The following is a 20,453-nucleotide window of genomic DNA, read 5'->3' as shown; positions in this document are numbered from 1 at the left end:
AGCAGCTGACGTGTTAGTGATATAAATAACAGTACATTGTTAATCGTACTGTGAACAGAAAGTGACCATTTAGAAAGTTCATACCATTTATTTTCTAAAAGATTTTAAATGTTTTCTAAATATTCCTTTTTTGTGTCACAACGCATATTAGGAAGCAACACCATGAAAAAAGAGTGGTTTGCCGCTAAGGAACTGGCAGGTCTTGAGGGATTACCCTCATCACCACAAGGCATTAACCTCATGGCGAAACGTGAGGGATGGGAACAGCGCCGTCGTCGTGGCGTTCAAGGGAAGGCGGTGGAGTATCATGTTGAAAGTTTACCTTCCACCATACTGAATTCATTACATTTAAGAGAAGAGCCGGCACAGTATACGCCAGCACGGCAAGACCCATTAGCCCTATGGATAGAGGCTTACTATCGTTTTACGGAGGTTGAACGGGAGCAGATTATTACCTTTATTTTTCGTGAAGGAGCTAAAAGCCTGATCGAGCAATTGAGAATCGATTAAGCCCGCCAGATGTGCACTTTGTGCCAGGAAATTGCTACAGCAGCTCATTGATAGAGAATTGATATGAAAAAACAATGGATTACCGCTGCTGAGCTTATTGGTATTGGCGGATTGCCTAACACGCCTGCAGGGGTTAATGGTCGAGCCAGAAAGGAAGGTTGGGAACGCAGACGTAAACTTGGGGTGCAGGGAAAGGCGGTAGAATACGCTATCGAGGGGCTACCATCTGATGTACTGTGTGTTTTACGCTTGAAAGAAACCCCCCCGGAATATGTTGTGCGGCGCAATGACCCATTGGCTATATGGATTGAAGCTTACAATCAACTCACTGATGCTGAGCGCTCGCGAGCTATTGCATTTTTGCTACGGGAAGGGGTAGGAACACTGATGAAACGTTTGGATTAATAGCAGAAAAGATAAACCCGGGCGGTAAAGCACGGGTTTCTTAATGATTTCTCAAAAGGCGCGTTGTACTGCAATGTGCGCTAAACCCTCAAGAGCCAGGCGGTATTCACTTTCAGGGAGAATCTGTAACGCAGCAATGGCTTTGTCGGCCTCTTCCTCTGCACGCCGACGGGTATAGTCAAGTGAGCCACACTGCTGCATTGCAGCCAATACGGGTTCGAGTAAATGGCGGCCATTGCCTTGTTCAATTGCTTGTCGAATCATGGCTGCTTGTTCCACGGTGCCATTACGCATGGCATGCAGTAGGGGCAATGTAGGTTTACCTTCATTGAGGTCGTCACCGGTATTCTTACCCAAAGTGGTGCCATCAGAGCTGTAATCGAGCAGGTCATCAATTAGCTGGAATGCAGTACCCAGATAACGGCCATAATTCTGTAACGCCAACTCCTGCGTTTCAGTGGCATCCGCCAGCACGGCCGCAGATTGTGAAGCTGCCTCAAACAAGCGAGCCGTTTTGCTGTAAATAACCTGCATATAGTTTTCTTCAGTGATGTCTGGGTTATTACAGTTCATTAACTGTAAGACTTCACCTTCAGCAATAACGTTTGTGGCTTCTGACATCAAAGTAAGAACGCGCAGTGATTCGAGGCCGGTCATCATCTGGAATGAGCGCGTATAGATATAGTCGCCCACCAATACACTGGCGGCATTACCAAATGCCGCATTAGCCGTCGCTTTACCACGGCGCATATCAGATTCATCGACCACATCATCATGCAGCAAGGTCGCTGTGTGGATAAATTCAATCAATGCCGCGACGGTGATATGCTTACTGCCCTGGTAGTGCAACGCACGGGCCACCAAAACGGCGATCATAGGGCGAATTCGTTTCCCGCCACCACTGATAATGTAATGGCCCAATTGATTGATGAGAACAACATCAGAGTTCAACTGGTCGAGAATTGTTGTGTTTACTGCCGCCATATCCGGCGCGGTTAACTCGATAATCTTTTCTAGGTTCATTGTTATATTCAGCTGTTTTTCTCTTTAACTGCGATGAGATTACCGCCCACATTATTACATGACGTTCCCTGAGACTATGATTGTACTTGAAAAATCCATCAAATAAACATGATGTAAGAAACTGTGCTTTTTTTCTTCGCTTGGGCTGATTATATACTTGTCATTCACTACATTTTTGCGTAGAATTCGCGCCCTATTGTGAATATTTATAGTGCGCTCTGGACTACAAAAGTGGAGTGCACGGAAAGCGGAGTTTTATATGTACGCGGTTTTCCAAAGTGGTGGTAAACAACACCGAGTAAGCGAAGGTCAAACCATTCGCCTGGAAAAGCTGGACATCGCAACTGGTGAAACTGTTGAGTTTGACCAAGTTCTGATGATTGCTAACGGTGAAGAAATCAATATCGGCGCTCCTTTAGTCGATGGTGGCAAGATCAAGGCTGAAGTAATTGCTCACGGTCGTGGCGAGAAGATTAAGATTGTTAAATTCCGTCGTCGTAAGCATTACCGTAAGCAGCAAGGTCATCGTCAGTGGTTCACTGATGTTAAAATCACCGGTATCAGCGCTTAAGATTTAGGAGAGCGGATAAATGGCACATAAAAAGGCTGGTGGCTCGACTCGTAACGGTCGTGACTCCGAAAGTAAACGTCTTGGCGTAAAACGTTTTGGCGGCGAAGCAGTTCTGGCAGGCAGCATCATCGTTCGTCAACGTGGAACTAAGTTCCATGCAGGCACCAACGTAGGTTGCGGTAAAGACCATACTCTGTTTGCTTTGGCTGACGGTAAAGTCAAGTTCGAAGTTAAAGGCCCGAAAAACCGTAAATTTATCAGCATCGAAGCTGTATAAGTTTTTCGCGTCCTGTAAATAGATGTAAGCCCTGCAATTTCGTTGCGGGGCTTTTTACATTTCAGGGTTAACCCCTTCGGTAAAAAATGGATACGAAGCAGCAGGCTGGTTTAGGTATTTTTTTGGCACTAACCACTGCCGTATTCTGGGGTGCCTTGCCGATCGCAATGAAGCAAGTGCTTGAGGTGATGGAGCCTTTTACCATTGTTTGGTATCGCTTCACGATGGCGGCTATCGGCTTGGGGATTATTCTGGCTTCGCGTCGTCAGCTACCCTCGCTTAAACTTTTTCGCCAACGTCGCTGGCTGGTATTACTGATAGTTGCGACGTGTGGCCTACTGGGGAATTTCATCTTCTTCAGTTCATCATTACAATATCTAAGTCCGACGGCATCCCAGGTTATCGGGCAATTATCACCAGTCGGTATGATGGTTGCCAGTGTGCTGATTTTAAAAGAGCGGATGCGCATTACCCAGGTTATTGGTGCGGGTATGCTGATTTGTGGCTTGTTGTTATTTTTTAATACCAGTCTGCATGAAATCTTTACCCGTTTGACTGATTATACGCTTGGCGTGGCATTGGGAGTCTGTGCAGCGGTTGTTTGGGTCAGCTATGGTGTCGCCCAGAAGGTGCTATTAAGGCGTATGGCATCGCAACAAATTCTATTATTGTTGTACACTTTATGTGCAATTGCATTATTCCCAATGGCGAAACCAGCCGTTATTTTTCAGCTAAATGGGTGGCAGTTTGCCTGTTTACTATTTTGTGGGGTTAATACCCTAGTGGGTTACGGTGCTTTGGCTGAGGCCATGGCGCGCTGGCAGGCAGCTCAGGTAAGCGCACTTGTCACATTGACACCGTTGTTTACCTTGTTTTTTTCAATTCTATTGGCGCTGGCCTGGCCAGAAATGTTTGCCGCACCGTCCCTCAATCTTGTGGGATACGCAGGCGCATTCGTGGTAGTGGCCGGCGCAATGTTTTCCGCAATTGGACATCGTTGGTGGCCACGTCGGACAGAAATAAACCTGGTTGCTCCGCAAAAGCAGCGGCCCGGTGAATGATTTACGGAGAAAGTAAATGAAGTTTGTTGATGAAGCTACGATTTTGGTTGTAGCCGGTGACGGTGGTAACGGTTGTGTCAGCTTCCGCCGCGAAAAATATATCCCTAATGGTGGCCCTGATGGTGGTGATGGTGGTGATGGCGGCGATATTTACCTGCTGGCCGATGAAAACCTTAACACGCTGATTGATTACCGTTTTGTGAAGTCTTTCCGTGCTGAACGTGGGCAGAATGGCCAGAGCCGTGACTGTACCGGCAAACGTGGTAAAGATATCACCATTAAAGTCCCGGTTGGTACCCGCGTACTGGATCAGGGAACGGGTGAGATTGTGGGTGATATGACCCGCCATGGTCAGGTTCTGATGGTCGCGAAAGGGGGGTTCCATGGGTTAGGGAACACTCGATTCAAATCATCGGTAAACCGTGCGCCACGCCAGAAAACCATGGGTACTGAAGGCGAAACACGTGAATTGATGCTTGAGTTGTTGCTGCTGGCTGATGTGGGGATGTTAGGTTTGCCAAACGCGGGTAAATCCACCTTTATTCGTGCGGTCTCTGCGGCTAAACCAAAAGTAGCCGATTATCCATTTACGACATTGATCCCAAGTCTGGGTGTTGTACGAATGGATCATGAGCAGAGCTTTGTGGTTGCCGATATTCCCGGTTTGATCGAAGGCGCATCAGACGGTGCTGGTCTGGGTATTCGCTTCCTGAAGCATCTGGAACGTTGTCGTGTACTGTTGCACTTGGTTGATCTGGCTCCGATCGATGAATCAGATCCGATTGAGAATGCCAAAGTCATCGTTAATGAGTTACAGCAATACAGCGAAAATCTTGCAGAGAAGCCACGCTGGCTTGTTTTCAATAAGATTGACCTGATAGGTACAGAAGAAGCTGAGGTTCGCGCTAAAGCCATTGTAGAAGCGCTGGGATGGGAAGATAAGTACTACATGATTTCCGCAGCAAATCGCGACAATGTAAACGCGCTGTGCTGGGATGTCATGAAATTCCTCAACACCCAACCTAAAGCTATGGCCATTGCAGAAAGTGCACCAGAAAAAGTTGAATTCATGTGGGATGATTATCACCGTGAACAACTGGCTGAAGTGGAAGCGGCAGCGGTAGAAGAAGATGACGACGATTGGGATGAGGAAGATGATGACGGCGTAGAGTTTATCTACGAACGTTAAATTTCCGGTTGTTGTGAGTCATAACGTTGTTATGAGTATAAATGAGGGCTGCCACTTCACCTGTGGCGGCCCTTTTATTTGAACACCTAATGGGCGACACTAGCTAAATGGAGGTAACGCCGTGCCATGGGTGACGGCAGGTATCCAGCATTGCGCCTGCAGTCCTGAACGGTCTGGGCGGTTCTCCAGTGTTAACCTGCCTTGGTGCAGTTGCACAATACGGATCACGATATTTAGCCCTAACCCACTGCCGCCATAGCGTTGATCCATACGACGAAACGCTTGAGTCAATTCACCCGCCTGTTCTGGTTTTATTCCCGGCCCTTCATCCATCACTTGCAGAATGGCACCCAAGTTTTCAGTAACGAGTTTGACTGAAATCTGGCTACCAACCGGGCTATAACGATGGGCATTTTCAACTAGATTTCGCAACATCAGGCGCAGCAGCGTGGCGTCACCTTCTGTCTTGGCATAAGGCGGGAATTCCCACTGGATAGTTTGTTGCCGAAGATCACACATTTCCTGTAATTCATCTTGCAGTGGCTGCACCACATTTTCAGTCCAATCAAGAGATTGATATAGGCCACTAGCAAAATTTTGGCCTGCTCTGGATAGTGTCAGTAACTGTTCAATAGTATGCATCAATAAGTCGATGCGACTAATCAATGATTTACTTTCAGTGATCCCTTGTTGTTCCATCAACTCAAGGTGCAGACGAATCCCGGCCAGAGGTGTGCGTAACTCATGTGCGGCATCGGCAGTGAACAGGCGTTCTTGCGCAATAGTATTAGAGAGCCGGAATAACAACTGGTTAAGTGTCGATGTTACAGAGACGATTTCTTGCATATCGCTCTTAACAATCACTGGGGTGAGATTATCGGCTGAACGTTCAGCCAGCTTTTTTTGCAATTGATCAAGTGGACGAATAATCCAACTGATCGCCCAGAAAGAGAGCAAAAGGGTGATGGCCATCATGATGAGCGACGGCGCAAGCAGTGATGCAATGGCTTCCGCTATTTCCGTATCAACCCGCTCATTACGCGCTTGTGCGCTAAGGGTTTCATCAACCAGGAAGCTGATTTGTTCCTGACTTTCATGCCATAACCAAAAGGCACTAATCAACTGGGTAACCAATAATATTAACGCCAGCATTAAAATCAGACGGCGTCGCATACTGATCATGATTGTGCCTCCAGACGATAGCCAATACCCCTTACGGTACGAATACGATCTTTGCCTAATTTGCGGCGAAGATTATGGATATGCACTTCTAGCGTGTTGGAGCCGAGATCATCATTCCAGGTATACAGATCCTGCTGTAATAACTCACGGTTAACGGTTTGGCCGGCCCGCATAATTAAGCGCGAGAGGATCGCAAACTCTTTGGGTGTGATTTCCAGCGGCTGATCCTGCAAACAGACTTGCTGTGTTGATAAGTTAAGGCTCAGGTCATCTTGTTGCACCAAATTGTCACTTTGCCCCTGATAACGACGAATCAATGCGCGAACGCGTGCCAGTAACTCGGCTAACGCGAAAGGTTTGATAAGGTAATCGTCAGCACCGGCATCCAGCCCGTCAACCCGATCTTCCAGTGCATCACGGGCGGTGAGGATAAGTACCGGTAAGGTGACATGCTGGCGCCGCCATTGACGCAACAACACGGCACCATCTTGATCCGGCAGGCCGAGATCGAGGATTACCATGCTGTACTGACTGGTGTGTAATAAACTGTGCGCTTCGGCTGCGGTACCGGCACAGTCACAGGCATAGCCCTGATTGGTCAGGGCCATAGCTATCCCGCGTTGCAGCAGTTCATCATCTTCAACAATCAGTAGTTTCATAATTTTTAATTATTCTGATAGATGTCTTTATACAGGCGGCTTTCGAAGCGAACCAAAGGTGCCCGACGATTTTTTTGATCTTCAGGTGGTACGGCGTAACCCGACAAGAATTGGACAAATGCCATGCGCTGCCCACTGGCGGTAGTAATAAATCCGGCCAGATTGTATACGCCTTGTAGTGCCCCGGTTTTGGCCGAAACTTTGCCATCAACACCCGCTTCATGCAGGCCACCACGATAACGTAATGTACCGTCATAGCCCGATAATGGCAGCATTGAGATAAAATTAAGTTCTTGATCATGTTGAGCTATATATTGCAAAGCTTGCATCATGGTTGCCGGCGAAATGAGATTATGACGTGACAAACCCGACCCATCCACGACAATACTGTTCCCCAGATCCACACCGGCCTTCTGGCGCAGAACCTGACGTACCGCATCGGCACCAGCGCGCCATGTGCCCGGTACACCAAATCGCTGATGACCAATGGTCCTGAACACGGTATCGGCAATCATGTTGTCAGACTTTTTCAACATGATTTTCAGTAAGTCATGTAACGGTGCTGACTGTGCTTGGGCTAGCACGGTGCCAGCGGCATTGGGGGTCGTCTGCCGACGTAGGCTGCCGTCAATCTGAATATCCGCTTTTTTTAGTTCATCTTTCAAGATGGCACCGGCATAGCTGGCACCATTTTGTACTGCAAAGGCCAGAGGCAGCGGTTCACTGCGTTGTGTCAGGCATCCGGTAAGCGTGAATCGGTTTAATTCGCCTGGAACGACATCTAACTCGCAATATTGCGCATCTGGTGAACCTTTAGCTAAAGTACGTACTTCACTGAACATCTGCACCGGATAATAGGATGCAACTCGGATAAATGCCATGTCGCCCGGATTAGGCGCGCTGTATAGTGAGACTGAAAAACAGTTACGATCGACAATGGCCGCCGCAGGTGGGGCACTAAAACATTGTGTCATATCGTTCCACGGCCAACCGGGTGCTTTGTCGTGGCTGGCAAAAACCGACGTATCAATGATCAAATCACCTGCAACTTGTTTTACACCGGCTTTTCTTAGCGTAGCCACCATATTACGCAACTGCTGGCGTGTTAAAGTGGGGTCACCGTCAAAACGTGCAATTAAATTGCCGCGCAACACACCGTCGGTGATCGGGCCGTGACTTTCTAGTGTGGTATTGAAGCGAAAATCAGGTCCAAGCTGTAGCAAAGCGGCCAATGCGGTCAGGACTTTTTGCGTACTGGCGGGTAAGGCCATCTGCTGAGCGTGATAGTCTATTGCTGGAGTCGTAGCCCCGATTTTTTGTACTACTAACGCAAGATTTGCCCCATCAGGCAGATACTGTGTGTAATTTTCGACCTGAGCCGCATTGGCGTTAGATATGCTGATATTGATCGCAATAGCACAGGCCAATCCACTGACAATTCGTGAAAAATGCATAATTTCGGTATAACTGCTGAATAACGTGTTGCCATACTACGGTGCAACGAGGGCGAAAGTAAACGATGACCCTAAAGGAACTCTACGTTAAAATGCATATCAAAATGCAGAATTGATCCTGACTTGGGGTTTTGGCTCCGGGGTGATTTTTTTTGTTTATCGCCTGGAGGCGGGTAGGCTATCAAACTAGCCGCATTTTCATTCGAAAACGTTAGGATGACGGTTTTTTGAACAGGATAGATTTAGAGGTATTTAAAAGATGAAACAGATTCCGATGACGGTAAATGGCGCAGAGAAACTGCGTGAAGAGCTGGATTTTTTAAAAGGCGTTCGTCGCCCTAAAATTATTGCTGATATCGCCACTGCCCGCGAACACGGTGACTTGAAAGAAAATGCGGAATATCATGCAGCCCGCGAGCAACAAGGGTTCTGTGAAGGCCGGATTCAAGAAATAGAAGCAAAACTCTCTAATGCGCAGGTGATTGATATCACCAGAATGCCTAATAATGGCCGCGTTATTTTTGGTGCCACGGTTCGTGTATTAAATGTGGATAGCGAAGAAGAGCAGCAATACCGGATTGTGGGTGATGATGAAGCGGATTTTAAACAAAATCTTATTTCGGTTAACTCACCTATCGCTCGTGGCCTGATTGGTAAGGAAGTTGATGACGTCGTTGTTATTCGAACTCCAGGCGGCGAAGTAGAATATGAAATTCTTAGCGTGGATTATGTGTAATACTTGTCCATCTGAGCAGCTATTACGCGTTATTTCTCAAAAATGAAGTTGTAAAGAAAAGTAAAAGGCCGCTTGCGGCCTTTTATCAGAACAAAGTGCATGGCACCTTTTCTCTAAAACAAGCGTCATTAACGCGGTAAAATAATTTTCCGCTCTTTCGCTGGGCGATAGAGCACTAAAATATTACCGATGATTTGGACGTTAACGGCACCGGTCTCACGCACGATGGCATCAGCAATTAGGGCTTTGGTTTCACGCTCTTCAGCAGTGATCTTCACCTTAATAAGTTCATGATGTTCCAGCGTTTGTTCGATTTCAGCCAGCACCCCTTCGGTTAACCCGTTATTGCCCAGCATGACTACTGGCTTTAATGGATGGGCCAGGCTTTTCAGGTGCTGTTTTTGTTTGTTATTCAGATTCATCGTCTTTTTTGCTTAAGTTGGGATTGAAAACGGTTCATTCTACCGCCATCTCATGTGTATCACCAAATCGGTCTACGTCGATGGGGAGTTTACGCGAGCTAAGCAACAGATGCGCGGGCTCTTAATTAAGATAGTTGGAAAAAGAGATGTCTAATAAAAAGCGTTCGGCTAGCTCTAGTCGCTGGTTACAAGAACACTTTAGCGATAAATATGTAATTCAGGCACAGAAAAAGGGGCTACGCTCTCGCGCCTGGTTTAAACTTGATGAAATACAACAGAACGATAAACTTTTTAAACCCGGTATGACAGTAGTCGATTTAGGCGCTGCACCCGGCGGTTGGTCCCAATATGCAGTAACCCAAATAGGCGGTAAAGGGCGGGTCATCGCATGTGATCTTCTACCAATGGATCCTATCGTTGGTGTCGATTTCCTTCAGGGCGATTTTCGTGATGAACTAGTCCTGAAAGCTTTACTTGAGCGTGTTGGGGATAAAAAAGTTCAGGTGGTCATGTGTGATATGGCCCCGAATATGAGTGGTACTCCGGCAGTCGATATACCTAAATCAATGTATCTGGTTGAATTAGCTTTAGATATGTGTCGTGATGTACTTGCGCCAGGCGGAAGTTTCCTGGTGAAGGTGTTTCAGGGAGATGGCTTTGATGAATACCTACGGGAAATTCGCTCCCTGTTTACGAAAGTTAAGATTCGTAAGCCAGACGCTTCTCGTGCGCGATCGCGTGAAGTGTACATTGTAGCGACAGGGCGGAAACTGTAGTACCCTAACGCTGTTTGTTAACACAGTTGTAATATGAGGTTAATCCCTTGAGTGACATGGCGAAAAACCTAATTCTCTGGTTAGTTATTGCAGTCGTACTGATGTCTGTATTCCAGAGCTTTGGACCCAGCGAATCGAATGGCCGTAAAGTGGATTACTCTACTTTCATGTCCGACGTAACCCAAGAACAGGTTCGTGAAGCGCGTATTAATGGGCGTGAAATTAACGTCAGTAAGAAAGATAACAGCAAATATACGACTTTCATTCCGGTCAACGATCCAAAGCTGTTAGATACCTTATTGACTAAAAATGTGAAAGTTGTTGGTGAGCCACCGGAAGAGCCGAGCTTGCTGGCCTCTATCTTTATTTCCTGGTTCCCAATGTTGTTGTTGATTGGGGTCTGGATCTTCTTTATGCGTCAAATGCAAGGTGGCGGCGGCAAAGGGGCGATGTCCTTTGGCAAGAGCAAAGCTCGCATGCTGACAGAAGATCAAATAAAAACCTCTTTTGCTGATGTGGCCGGTTGCGACGAAGCAAAAGAAGAAGTCAGTGAATTGGTTGACTATCTGCGTGAGCCAAGCCGCTTCCAGAAACTGGGCGGTAAGATTCCGAAAGGCGTATTGATGGTTGGTCCTCCAGGGACAGGTAAAACCTTGCTGGCGAAAGCCATTGCAGGTGAAGCTAAAGTGCCATTCTTCACTATTTCTGGTTCTGACTTCGTAGAAATGTTCGTTGGTGTGGGTGCATCCCGTGTCCGTGACATGTTTGAGCAGGCTAAAAAAGCCGCACCTTGTATCATCTTTATCGATGAAATCGATGCGGTAGGCCGTCAACGTGGCGCTGGTTTGGGTGGTGGTCATGACGAACGTGAACAGACACTGAACCAAATGCTGGTTGAAATGGATGGCTTTGAAGGCAATGAAGGCATCATCGTCATCGCAGCAACTAACCGTCCAGACGTTCTTGACCCGGCGTTACTGCGTCCAGGTCGTTTTGACCGTCAGGTTGTGGTTGGTTTACCTGATGTCCGTGGTCGTGAACAGATTCTTAAAGTTCATATGCGCCGCGTGCCATTAGATACCGATATCGATGCTTCAGTTATTGCACGTGGTACACCAGGCTTCTCTGGTGCTGACCTGGCTAACCTGGTCAACGAAGCCGCGTTGTTTGCTGCTCGTGGTAACAAGCGTGTTGTTTCGATGGCTGAGTTTGAGAAAGCGAAAGATAAAATTATGATGGGTGCGGAACGTCGCTCCATGGTAATGACAGAAGCACAAAAAGAATCAACGGCTTATCATGAAGCAGGCCATGCGATCATCGGTCGTCTGGTACCTGAACATGACCCAGTACATAAAGTGACCATTATTCCCCGTGGTCGTGCGTTGGGTGTAACATTCTTCCTGCCGGAAGGTGATGCTATCAGCGCTAGCCGTCAGAAACTGGAAAGCCAGATCTCTACCTTATACGGTGGTCGTCTTGCTGAAGAGATCATTTACGGGCCGGAAAAAGTCTCTACCGGTGCATCGAATGATATCAAAGTTGCCACGTCTATCGCGCGTAACATGGTGACGCAGTGGGGCTTCTCCGAAAAACTGGGGCCGTTGCTGTATGCTGAAGAAGAAGGCGAGGTATTCCTTGGCCGTTCTGTGGCAAAAGCCAAGCATATGTCTGATGAAACTGCGCGTATTATCGATCAGGAAGTTAAGTTACTTGTCGAGCGTAACTATCAGCGTGCACGTACATTGCTGATGGAAAATATGGATGTTCTGCATACCATGAAAGATGCTTTGATGAAGTATGAAACGATTGATGCACCGCAGATTGATGATTTGATGAATCGCAAAGAAGTTCGCCCGCCAGCGGGCTGGGATGATGCGACCAAGAATAAATCATCTGACAATGACAGCACACCAAAGGCACCAACGCCGGTTGATGAGCCAAATGTACCAACGCCAGGCAATTCAAATACCATGTCAGAACAGTTGGGCGATAAGTAAGTCAACTGTTGGCATCTATACTCTAAATAATTCGAGTTGCAGGAAGGCGGCAAGTGAATGAATCCCGATGAGTTGACGCCAGTCAATGATTCGGGTGAGAGAGAGCAGCTAACGCACATGCAGCTTGAAGTATACCGAGTATAAAGCGTTGTGATTAATATAAACCTCGGGCTTGCCTGGGGTTTTTCTTTTTCTAAGATATAAAATTGACGTGAACTGCCACTTTTAAGGTGCGATGACATGCATTTAACTGCCAGAGATCGGGTTCTGGATCTCTCTCTCCCACACGTTATGGGTATCTTGAATGTCACCCCGGATTCGTTTTCGGATGGTGGACATCACAATAATATTGATAAAGCATTACAGCATGCCCAATTGATGTTATCAGCAGGTGCTACGCTGATTGATATTGGTGGCGAGTCCACCCGCCCTGGTGCTGCACAAGTGAGTGAGCAGGAGGAGCTTGATCGGGTAGTGCCAGTTGTCGAGGCATTAGCCAAGCGCTTTGATACTTGGTTATCTGTAGATACCTCTAAAGCGGCGGTTATCACTGAATCTGCTCAAGCTGGTGCCCATCTGATTAATGATATCCGCTCATTACAAGAGCCAGGTGCGCTCGACGCTGCGGCAAAAACCGGTCTGCCGGTGTGCCTGATGCATATGCAGGGGCAACCGCAAAGTATGCAGCAGTCACCGCATTACGATGATTTACTGGCTGATGTAAACCAGTTCTTTGAATACCATATTGCTCGCTGTGTTGCGGCCGGTATCGCAAAAAGTAAATTGTTACTCGACCCAGGCTTCGGTTTCGGCAAAAATTTGGCGCATAATTACCAGTTATTGGCGCGACTGGCTGAACTGCATCATTTTGGGTTGCCATTGTTAGTGGGAATGTCGCGAAAATCGATGGTGGGTCAGCTATTACATGTTCCGCCACAACAGCGGGTCATCGGGAGTGTCGCTTGTGCTGTCATTGCCGCTATGCAAGGCGCACAGATTGTCCGAGTGCATGATGTCAAAGAAACTGTCGAGGCGATGCGTATCGTCGAGGCAACACTTTCAGCGAAGGGATAAATAAAAATTATGAGTAACCGTAAATACTTTGGTACAGATGGCATTCGCGGCAAAGTGGGTGAGAGTCCGATTACGCCTGATTTTGTATTAAAGCTCGGCTGGGCTGCCGGTAAGGTTCTGGCTCGACATGGTTCTCGTAAAATTATCATCGGTAAAGATACGCGTATTTCCGGCTACATGCTGGAATCGGCGCTGGAAGCCGGCTTGGCCGCCGCTGGGCTATCGGCATCATTTACCGGCCCGATGCCGACCCCTGCTGTTGCTTATCTGACCCGAACTTTCCGCGCTGAAGCGGGTATTGTTATTTCAGCGTCCCATAACCCTTTCGAAGATAATGGCATTAAATTCTTCTCAATTGATGGCACCAAACTGCCTGATGATGTGGAGGAGGCTATTGAAGCAGAAATGGAAAAACCATTAACCTGCGTTGAATCTGCCGAATTGGGTAAAGCTAACCGTATCGTGGATGCGGCCGGGCGCTACATTGAGTTCTGTAAAGGCACATTCCCGAGCGAACTTAGCCTGAAAGAGTTAAAAATTGTGGTCGATTGCGCCAATGGTGCCACCTATCACATCGCCCCAAGTGTATTACGTGAACTCGGGGCAAATGTTATCACCATCGGCTGTGAACCTGATGGCATGAATATCAATGAAGAATGTGGTGCCACGGATGTTCGCTTGCTGCAAGCGCGTGTGCTGGCTGAAGATGCACATGTTGGCCTGGCATTTGACGGTGATGGTGACCGCTTGATGATGGTTGACCATCTGGGCAACAAGGTTGATGGCGACCAGATTTTGTATATCATCGCGCGCGAAGGCTTGCGTCAGGGTCAACTGAAAGGCGGTGCGGTTGGTACGCTAATGAGTAACATGGGTTTACAGCTGGCTCTAAAAGAACTGGGTATTCCGTTTGTTCGTGCCAAAGTGGGTGACCGCTACGTACTGGAAGCCATGCAAGAGAAAGGCTGGCGCATTGGTGCTGAAAACTCAGGTCATGTAATTTTACTGGATAAAACTACCACCGGTGACGGCATTGTTGCTGGTTTGCAAGTGCTTACTGCTATGGTACGTAATCACATGAGCCTGCATGATTTATGCAGTGGCATGAAGCTATTGCCACAAATCCTGGTGAACGTACGTTTCTCTGGTGAACACAATCCTCTTAAATCTGAGGCAGTTGAAGAAGTGACTCGCCAGGTTGAAAAAGAATTGGGTGATCGTGGCCGCGTTCTGTTGCGTAAATCAGGTACCGAACCATTAATCCGCGTGATGGTTGAAGGTGATGCTGAAGAATCATTGATTGCTGAAATGGCAAACCGGATCGCAGATGCGGTGAAAGCGGCAGGTTAATGGTGTTTTTATGGGGGAGGGTGTGACTCTTTCCCCCATAAATTGCGCTGAAGTTGAATAACTTGACGCTTTTTTCTGCAAATGAACTCGTGTTGTGAAATTGCCCTTGCGTGTACTATGCGCTTTGGTTAGTATTCACACCCGCTTAAGTGGGTGAATAAGTCCCCGCTGATGGGTGAAAAGCATTTGGCATGCGGTGAATCCGCAAGGATACAGGTACAACTATGTACGAAGCTCTTCTGGTATTTTTCTTGCTGATTTCGATTGGGCTAGTTGCTCTGATCATGTTGCAGCAAGGTAAAGGCGCGGATATGGGAGCCTCATTCGGAGCAGGTGCGTCTGCAACTCTGTTCGGTTCGAATGGTTCCGGTAACTTTATGACTCGCATGACGGCTTTATTGGCGACGCTGTTCTTCGTCATTAGCTTGATTCTGGGCAATATGAGCACCAACCAGGGCCATACAGGCAGCGAGTGGGAAAACTTGGGTACGCCTGCAAAAACTGAGCAGACTACAGCTCCAGTAGCACCAACTAAGCCAAGTAGCGATATCCCGCAGTAATGTTTTGCCAGCAGTAAGTAGTAACGATAGAAAAAAGTTTTAAAATGGTTGTGACGACTTAAATAGTAAAAACAACCAGTTGAATCAGTGCCGGGGTGGTGGAATTGGTAGACACGCTACCTTGAGGTGGTAGTGCCCGATTGGGCTTACGGGTTCAAGTCCCGTCCTCGGTACCAAATCAGTCAGATAACTTGCTTTTTTGTCGTTATCAACGTAATATTTGCCACGTTTTCGGACGCGGGGTGGAGCAGCCTGGTAGCTCGTCGGGCTCATAACCCGAAGGTCGTCGGTTCAAATCCGGCCCCCGCAACCACTTTCCTAAAGTGTTTTTTTTCAAATGTTGTATTCGGTAGACCTCAGATACTTTCGATTTCAATTTGAAAAAAATACTTGTCAGAAAGTTGTACCGAAGCCGCTTTGCGGCAAACAGGGTCCAGTTGCATAAAGCCCCGAATTTCGGGGTTTTTTGTTATTTGACAGCAGAATCACTGGGCTATTAGGCCCTTTTTTTATGTCTTGGGGGTGGGCTTGTCCACATTAGAACAAAAGTTAACAGAGATAATTTCAGCACCGGTTGAGGCCTTAGGCTATGAATTAGTCGGCATCGAGTTCATCCGGGGGCGCCAATCGACGCTACGAATCTATATTGATAGTGACGACGGAATCACTGTTGATGCTTGTGCTGATGTCAGCCACCAGGTCAGCGCTGTATTGGACGTAGAAGATCCAATTACGGTCGCTTACAACTTAGAAGTTTCCTCTCCGGGCCTTGATCGCCCTATGTTCACCGCTGAACACTATACTCGTTACCTCGGTGAAGAAGTCACTTTGGTTTTGCGTATGGCAATGCAGAACCGCCGTAAATGGCAGGGCATTATTAAAGCCGTTGATGGTGAAATGATCACGGTTACTGTGGATGGAAAAGATGAAGTGTTCGCGCTGAGCAACATCCAGAAAGCGAACCTGGTACCCCACTTTTAAAGTTTGGATGAGGCAACTAGGATGAACAAAGAGATTCTGGCTGTTGTAGAAGCAGTTTCCAATGAGAAATCCCTTCCGCGCGAGAAGATTTTTGAGGCGTTGGAAACCGCTCTAGCGACAGCGACCAAGAAAAAATACGAACAAGAAATTGAAGTTCGCGTCAGCATCGACCGTAAAACCGGTGATTTCGACACTTTCCGCCGTTGGGTCGCAGTTGACGAAGTTACCATGCCAACGCGTGAAATCACGTTGGATGCGGCTCAATATGAAGATCCAACCCTCCAGTTGGGTGATTATGTCGAAGACCAGATTGAATCTGTTACTTTTGACCGTATCACAACCCAAACAGCTAAACAGGTCATCGTACAGAAAGTACGTGAAGCCGAACGTGCTATGGTGGTTGATCAGTTCCGTCAGTATCTGGGCGAAATTGTTACCGGTGTGGTGAAAAAAGTTAACCGTGACAGTATTGCACTGGATCTGGGTAACAATGCTGAAGCCGTTATTGGCCGTGAAGACATGCTACCGCGTGAAAACTTCCGTCCAGGCGACCGTATCCGTGGTGTTCTGTATGACGTGCGTCCAGAAGCTCGCGGTGCTCAGTTGTTTGTCAGCCGTTCACGTCCTGAAATGCTGATCGAACTGTTCCGTATTGAAGTGCCAGAAATTGGCGAAGAATTGATCGAAATTAAAGCTGCCGCCCGTGATCCTGGCTCGCGTGCTAAAATTGCGGTCAAAACCAACGACAAACGTATCGATCCAGTCGGTGCTTGTGTCGGTATGCGTGGTGCCCGAGTTCAGGCTGTTTCCAGCGAGCTTGGCGGCGAGCGCATTGATATTGTATTGTGGGATGATAATCCAGCCCAGTTTGTTATTAATGCCATGGCGCCAGCTGATGTTGCGTCTATTGTGGTTGATGAAGACAGACACACGATGGATGTTGCCGTTGAAGCCAGCAACTTGGCACAGGCAATTGGCCGTAACGGCCAGAACGTACGTTTAGCAGCACAACTGAGTGGCTGGGAACTGAACGTAATGACGGCGGACGATCTTCAGGCGAAGCATCAGGCCGAAGCTCATGCCGCTATTGATACCTTCACCAAATATCTTGATATCGATGAGGACTTTGCCACCATATTGGTAGAGGAAGGTTTCTCTTCTCTGGAAGAATTGGCTTACGTGCCAATGAAAGAACTTCTGGAAATCGACGGTCTTGACGAAGATACGGTTGAAGCGCTGCGTGATCGCGCCAAAGCTGCATTGACCACGCTGGCCCTGGCACAAGAAGAAAGTCTTGGCGACCAAAAACCCGCTGATGATCTGCTGAACCTGGCGGGTCTGGAACGTAGCATGGCATTCAAATTGGCTGCGCGCGGTGTGTGTACGCTGGAAGATCTTGCCGAGCAGGGTATCGACGATCTGGCAGATATTGAAGGGCTTAGCGATGAGCAAGCCGGCGAGCTGATTATGGCTGCACGTAATATCTGTTGGTTTGGCGATAACGCGTAATAAACTGTAGCAGGAAGGAACAGCATGACAGATGTAACCGTAAAATCGCTGGCAGCTGAGATTCAGACCCCAGTTGATCGCCTGGTACAGCAATTTGCTGATGCAGGGATCAAGAAGTCTGAAGTAGACTCAGTTACCCAGCAAGAAAAAGAAACATTGCTGGCGCACTTAAACCGTGAACACGGTAGTGCGCCTAATAAACTCACGTTGCAACGCAAAACGCGTAGCACCTTGAATATTCCGAGCACCGGCGGAAAAAGTAAATCGGTGCAAATCGAGGTCCGCAAGAAACGCACTTATGTAAATACGCCGGAAGCTGAACAAGCTAAAGCGGAAGAGCAGGCACAGCGTGAAGCGGAAGAGCAGGCACAACGTGAAGCGGAAGCAGCAGCGCAGAAAATCGCTGAAGAAAAAGCTAAACGTGCGGCCGAAGAACAAGCCAAACGTGAGGCCGCTGAAAAAGCTAAACGCCAAGCAGCGGAAAAAGAAAAAGTGACGAATCAACAAACCGACGAAAAAATCAAGCCAGCTCAGACCGATAAAGCACGCCGTGAAGCTGAAGCTGCCGAGCTGAAACGCTCAGTAGAAGAAGAAACACGCCGTAAGGTCGAGGAAGATGCTAAACGCGTTGCTGAGGAAGCCCGTAAAATGGCAGCCGAAAACGAAGGTAAATGGCCAGCACCTGTGGCTGAGCAGACTGAGTCTGCTGACTACCATGTAACCACCTCACAACATGCGCGCGCCGCGGAAGACGAAAACGACGCCAAAGTTGAAGGTGATCGCCGTAGCCGCACTCGTGGTGGTAAAGCAACTAAGCAGAAAAAAGGCAATAAACTCTCCGAGTCTAAAGCTGATCGTGAAGAAGCACGTGCTGTTGGCCGTAAAGGCAAACGTAAACCAAGCACACTGCAACAGAGCTTCAACAAGCCTGTTGTTGCGGTTAACCGCGATGTTGTGATTGGTGAGACTGTAACAGTTGCTGAACTGGCAAACAAAATGGCTGTTAAAGGCTCTCAGGTCATCAAAGCAATGATGAAACTGGGTGCTATGGCAACCATTAACCAGGTTATCGATCAAGAAACAGCACAGATGGTTGCTGAAGAGATGGGCCACAAAGTGATTCTGCGTCGTGAAAACGAACTGGAAGAAGCTTTGATGAGCGACCGTGATACTGGTGCTGAAGCCGCAGCCGAGCACCGCGCTCCGGTTGTGACCATCATGGGCCACGTTGACCACGGTAAAACCTCTCTGCTGGATTACATCCGCTCCACGAAAGTGGCGTCAGGTGAGGCCGGTGGTATTACACAGCACATCGGTGCTTATCACGTTGAAACTGAAAACGGCATGATCACCTTCCTGGATACCCCAGGACACGCCGCGTTTACTTCAATGCGTGCCCGTGGTGCTCAGGCGACTGATATCGTGGTGTTGGTTGTTGCAGCCGACGATGGCGTGATGCCACAGACTATCGAAGCTATTCAGCATGCCAAAGCGGCGAAAGTGCCGGTTGTGGTTGCAGTGAACAAAATCGATAAGCCAGAAGCTGATCCAGACCGCGTTAAAACCGAGCTGTCTCAGTACGGTGTCCAGCCAGAAGAGTGGGGCGGTGACTCTCAGTTCATCAACGTATCTGCGAAAGCTGGTATCGGTATTGATGAATTGTTGAACGCAATCCTGCTGCAAGCTGAAGTTCTGGAACTGAAAGCAGTTCGTACTGGCATGGCAAACGGTGTGGTTATCGAATCCTTCTTGGATAAAGGCCGGGGCCCTGTTGCTACCGTGCTGGTTCAGAAAGGTACCTTGAACAAAGGTGATATCGTACTGTGTGGCTTTGAGTATGGCCGTGTACGTGCGATGCGTGACGAGTTGGGCCGTGATATCACGTCTGCTGGTCCGTCTATTCCGGTTGAAATCCTGGGTCTGTCCAGTGTTCCTGCTGCCGGTGATGAAGTGACCGTGGTTCGTGATGAGAAGAAAGCTCGTGAAGTTGCACTGTACCGTCAGGGCAAATTCCGCGAAGTCAAACTGGCTCGTCAGCAGAAATCTAAGCTGGAAAACATGTTTGCTAACATGACCGAAGGCGAAGTTTCTGAACTGAACATCGTAATCAAGTCTGACGTACAGGGTTCTTGTGAAGCTATCTGTGATTCACTGGAAAATCTGTCTACCGATGAAGTGAAAGTGCGTATTGTTGGCTCAGGCGTTGGTGGTATCACCGAAACTGACGCAACACTGGCCGCAGCTTCTGGCGCAATCATCCTTGGCTTTAACGTTCGTGCTGATGCTTCAGCCCGTCGTGTCGTTGAAACTGAAGGTCTGGATCTACGTTACTACTCAGTAATTTATAGCCTGATCGACGAAGTCAAACAGGCGATGAGTGGTATGTTGGCACCTGAGTACAAACAACAAATCATTGGTCTGGCTGAAGTTCGTGATGTGTTTAAATCACCGAAATTTGGCGCCATTGCAGGTTGTATGGTTACTGAGGGTGTGATTAAGCGTAACAATCCAATCCGTGTTCTGCGTGACAACGTGGTTATCTATGAAGGCGAGCTGGAATCTCTGCGCCGCTTCAAAGATGACGTTAACGAAGTTCGTAATGGTATGGAGTGTGGTATCGGCGTTAAGAACTATAACGACGTCCGTACTGGTGATGTGATCGAAGTCTTCGAAATTATCGAAATCAAACGTACTATCGATTAATCGCCTCAGATCTG

20 protein-coding genes and 2 tRNA genes are annotated in these 20,453 nt (G+C 47.9%); 17 read left to right on the top strand and 5 right to left on the bottom strand.

Annotated features, from left to right (window positions below; genetic code table 11):
- The first annotated feature begins 108 nt into the window (after positions 1-108).
- Positions 109-510, top strand: a complete 402-nt coding sequence (locus A6J66_014320) for a DNA-binding protein (GenBank protein PNM25254.1) — start codon at positions 109-111, stop codon at positions 508-510.
- 63 nt (positions 511-573) lie between these two features.
- Positions 574-915 (top strand): DNA-binding protein, encoded by a 342-nt coding sequence (locus A6J66_014315; protein ID PNM25253.1) that lies wholly within the window; start codon positions 574-576, stop codon positions 913-915.
- 51 nt (positions 916-966) lie between these two features.
- Here A6J66_014315 and A6J66_014310 read toward each other — a convergent pair whose 3' ends face one another.
- On the bottom strand, positions 967-1,938 hold the full coding sequence (locus A6J66_014310; protein PNM25252.1) for an octaprenyl diphosphate synthase: 972 nt from the start codon (positions 1,936-1,938) through the stop codon (positions 967-969).
- 259 nt (positions 1,939-2,197) lie between these two features.
- Here A6J66_014310 and rplU point away from each other — a divergent pair, with 259 nt between their 5' ends.
- From rplU to obgE, 4 genes are all read left to right on the top strand, one after another.
- Positions 2,198-2,509, top strand: a complete 312-nt coding sequence (gene rplU, locus A6J66_014305) for a 50S ribosomal protein L21 (protein ID PNM25251.1) — start codon at positions 2,198-2,200, stop codon at positions 2,507-2,509.
- 19 nt (positions 2,510-2,528) lie between these two features.
- The gene (gene rpmA / locus A6J66_014300) at positions 2,529-2,786 is read left to right on the top strand and encodes a 50S ribosomal protein L27 (protein PNM25250.1); all 258 of its coding nucleotides are present in this window, start codon (positions 2,529-2,531) and stop codon (positions 2,784-2,786) included.
- An 86-nt stretch (positions 2,787-2,872) separates the two neighbouring features.
- Positions 2,873-3,847, top strand: coding sequence for an EamA family transporter (locus A6J66_014295; GenBank protein ID PNM25249.1), 975 nt, complete (start codon positions 2,873-2,875; stop codon positions 3,845-3,847).
- Between the two features lie 16 nt (positions 3,848-3,863).
- Positions 3,864-5,036 (top strand): Obg family GTPase CgtA, encoded by a 1,173-nt coding sequence (gene obgE / locus A6J66_014290; protein PNM25248.1) that lies wholly within the window; start codon positions 3,864-3,866, stop codon positions 5,034-5,036.
- Positions 5,037-5,135: 99 nt separating this feature from the next.
- Here the strand turns inward: obgE and A6J66_014285 are convergent, their stop codons facing one another.
- Genes A6J66_014285 through A6J66_014275 form a run of 3 tightly spaced genes read right to left on the bottom strand, consistent with a single transcriptional unit; the run spans position 5,136 to position 8,331 of the window.
- Positions 5,136-6,218: a two-component system sensor histidine kinase BasS gene (locus tag A6J66_014285; protein PNM25247.1), complete on the bottom strand. Its 1,083-nt coding sequence runs from the start codon at positions 6,216-6,218 to the stop codon at positions 5,136-5,138.
- Entirely contained in the window at positions 6,215-6,877 is a 663-nt protein-coding gene (locus A6J66_014280; protein ID PNM25246.1) for a two-component system response regulator BasR, read from the bottom strand. Before A6J66_014280 ends, A6J66_014285 begins: the two co-directional genes overlap by 4 nt.
- Positions 6,878-6,882: 5 nt before the next feature.
- Positions 6,883-8,331, bottom strand: coding sequence for a serine-type D-Ala-D-Ala carboxypeptidase (locus tag A6J66_014275; GenBank protein PNM25245.1), 1,449 nt, complete (start codon positions 8,329-8,331; stop codon positions 6,883-6,885).
- A 259-nt stretch (positions 8,332-8,590) separates the two neighbouring features.
- Here A6J66_014275 and A6J66_014270 point away from each other — a divergent pair, with 259 nt between their 5' ends.
- On the top strand, positions 8,591-9,067 hold the full coding sequence (locus A6J66_014270) for a transcription elongation factor GreA (GenBank protein ID PNM25244.1): 477 nt from the start codon (positions 8,591-8,593) through the stop codon (positions 9,065-9,067).
- Between the two features lie 128 nt (positions 9,068-9,195).
- Here the strand turns inward: A6J66_014270 and A6J66_014265 are convergent, their stop codons facing one another.
- Positions 9,196-9,489: a ribosome assembly RNA-binding protein YhbY gene (locus tag A6J66_014265; GenBank protein PNM25243.1), complete on the bottom strand. Its 294-nt coding sequence runs from the start codon at positions 9,487-9,489 to the stop codon at positions 9,196-9,198.
- Between the two features lie 146 nt (positions 9,490-9,635).
- Between A6J66_014265 and A6J66_014260 the strand changes: the two genes are divergently transcribed.
- From A6J66_014260 to A6J66_014215, 10 genes are all read left to right on the top strand, one after another.
- Positions 9,636-10,265 (top strand): 23S rRNA (uridine(2552)-2'-O)-methyltransferase RlmE, encoded by a 630-nt coding sequence (locus A6J66_014260; GenBank protein ID PNM25242.1) that lies wholly within the window; start codon positions 9,636-9,638, stop codon positions 10,263-10,265.
- A gap of 56 nt (positions 10,266-10,321) precedes the next feature.
- Positions 10,322-12,262 carry an ATP-dependent zinc metalloprotease FtsH gene (locus tag A6J66_014255; GenBank protein ID PNM25241.1) on the top strand — a complete coding sequence of 647 codons (1,941 nt, stop codon included), beginning with the start codon at positions 10,322-10,324 and terminating at the stop codon, positions 12,260-12,262.
- Between the two features lie 240 nt (positions 12,263-12,502).
- Positions 12,503-13,336 (top strand): dihydropteroate synthase, encoded by an 834-nt coding sequence (locus tag A6J66_014250; GenBank protein ID PNM25240.1) that lies wholly within the window; start codon positions 12,503-12,505, stop codon positions 13,334-13,336.
- 9 nt (positions 13,337-13,345) lie between these two features.
- Positions 13,346-14,686 (top strand): phosphoglucosamine mutase, encoded by a 1,341-nt coding sequence (locus tag A6J66_014245; GenBank protein PNM25239.1) that lies wholly within the window; start codon positions 13,346-13,348, stop codon positions 14,684-14,686.
- 224 nt (positions 14,687-14,910) lie between these two features.
- Positions 14,911-15,246 (top strand): preprotein translocase subunit SecG, encoded by a 336-nt coding sequence (locus A6J66_014240; GenBank protein PNM25238.1) that lies wholly within the window; start codon positions 14,911-14,913, stop codon positions 15,244-15,246.
- Between the two features lie 89 nt (positions 15,247-15,335).
- Positions 15,336-15,422, top strand: a tRNA-Leu gene (locus A6J66_014235).
- Positions 15,423-15,482: 60 nt separating this feature from the next.
- Positions 15,483-15,559, top strand: a tRNA-Met gene (locus A6J66_014230).
- Positions 15,560-15,774: 215 nt separating this feature from the next.
- Positions 15,775-16,227, top strand: a complete 453-nt coding sequence (locus tag A6J66_014225; GenBank protein PNM25237.1) for a ribosome maturation factor — start codon at positions 15,775-15,777, stop codon at positions 16,225-16,227.
- Between the two features lie 21 nt (positions 16,228-16,248).
- Entirely contained in the window at positions 16,249-17,736 is a 1,488-nt protein-coding gene (gene nusA / locus A6J66_014220) for a transcription termination/antitermination protein NusA (GenBank protein PNM25236.1), read from the top strand.
- Positions 17,737-17,760: 24 nt separating this feature from the next.
- Positions 17,761-20,439 carry a translation initiation factor IF-2 gene (locus tag A6J66_014215; protein ID PNM25235.1) on the top strand — a complete coding sequence of 893 codons (2,679 nt, stop codon included), beginning with the start codon at positions 17,761-17,763 and terminating at the stop codon, positions 20,437-20,439.
- The last annotated feature ends 14 nt before the right edge of the window (positions 20,440-20,453 follow it).

It is taken from the genome of Yersinia enterocolitica, assembly GCA_002082245.2.
Lineage (GTDB): Bacteria > Pseudomonadota > Gammaproteobacteria > Enterobacterales > Enterobacteriaceae > Yersinia > Yersinia enterocolitica_E.
Note: the sequence above shows the minus strand (reverse complement) of the source record. Positions and strands in the feature narration are given on the sequence as shown.

Bases quoted from the DNA above. Each gene is read 5' to 3' on its own strand.
- A6J66_014320 (PNM25254.1), top strand. From the start codon at position 109: ATGTTTTCTAAATATTCCTTTTTTGTGTCACAACGCATATTAGGAAGC.
- A6J66_014315 (PNM25253.1), top strand. From the start codon at position 574: ATGAAAAAACAATGGATTACCGCTGCTGAGCTTATTGGTATTGGCGGA.
- A6J66_014310 (PNM25252.1), bottom strand. From the start codon at position 1,938: ATGAACCTAGAAAAGATTATCGAGTTAACCGCGCCGGATATGGCGGCA.
- rplU (PNM25251.1), top strand. From the start codon at position 2,198: ATGTACGCGGTTTTCCAAAGTGGTGGTAAACAACACCGAGTAAGCGAA.
- rpmA (PNM25250.1), top strand. From the start codon at position 2,529: ATGGCACATAAAAAGGCTGGTGGCTCGACTCGTAACGGTCGTGACTCC.
- A6J66_014295 (PNM25249.1), top strand. From the start codon at position 2,873: ATGGATACGAAGCAGCAGGCTGGTTTAGGTATTTTTTTGGCACTAACC.
- obgE (PNM25248.1), top strand. From the start codon at position 3,864: ATGAAGTTTGTTGATGAAGCTACGATTTTGGTTGTAGCCGGTGACGGT.
- A6J66_014285 (PNM25247.1), bottom strand. From the start codon at position 6,218: ATGATCAGTATGCGACGCCGTCTGATTTTAATGCTGGCGTTAATATTA.
- A6J66_014280 (PNM25246.1), bottom strand. From the start codon at position 6,877: ATGAAACTACTGATTGTTGAAGATGATGAACTGCTGCAACGCGGGATA.
- A6J66_014275 (PNM25245.1), bottom strand. From the start codon at position 8,331: ATGCATTTTTCACGAATTGTCAGTGGATTGGCCTGTGCTATTGCGATC.
- A6J66_014270 (PNM25244.1), top strand. From the start codon at position 8,591: ATGAAACAGATTCCGATGACGGTAAATGGCGCAGAGAAACTGCGTGAA.
- A6J66_014265 (PNM25243.1), bottom strand. From the start codon at position 9,489: ATGAATCTGAATAACAAACAAAAACAGCACCTGAAAAGCCTGGCCCAT.
- A6J66_014260 (PNM25242.1), top strand. From the start codon at position 9,636: ATGTCTAATAAAAAGCGTTCGGCTAGCTCTAGTCGCTGGTTACAAGAA.
- A6J66_014255 (PNM25241.1), top strand. From the start codon at position 10,322: ATGGCGAAAAACCTAATTCTCTGGTTAGTTATTGCAGTCGTACTGATG.
- A6J66_014250 (PNM25240.1), top strand. From the start codon at position 12,503: ATGCATTTAACTGCCAGAGATCGGGTTCTGGATCTCTCTCTCCCACAC.
- A6J66_014245 (PNM25239.1), top strand. From the start codon at position 13,346: ATGAGTAACCGTAAATACTTTGGTACAGATGGCATTCGCGGCAAAGTG.
- A6J66_014240 (PNM25238.1), top strand. From the start codon at position 14,911: ATGTACGAAGCTCTTCTGGTATTTTTCTTGCTGATTTCGATTGGGCTA.
- nusA (PNM25236.1), top strand. From the start codon at position 16,249: ATGAACAAAGAGATTCTGGCTGTTGTAGAAGCAGTTTCCAATGAGAAA.
- A6J66_014215 (PNM25235.1), top strand. From the start codon at position 17,761: ATGACAGATGTAACCGTAAAATCGCTGGCAGCTGAGATTCAGACCCCA.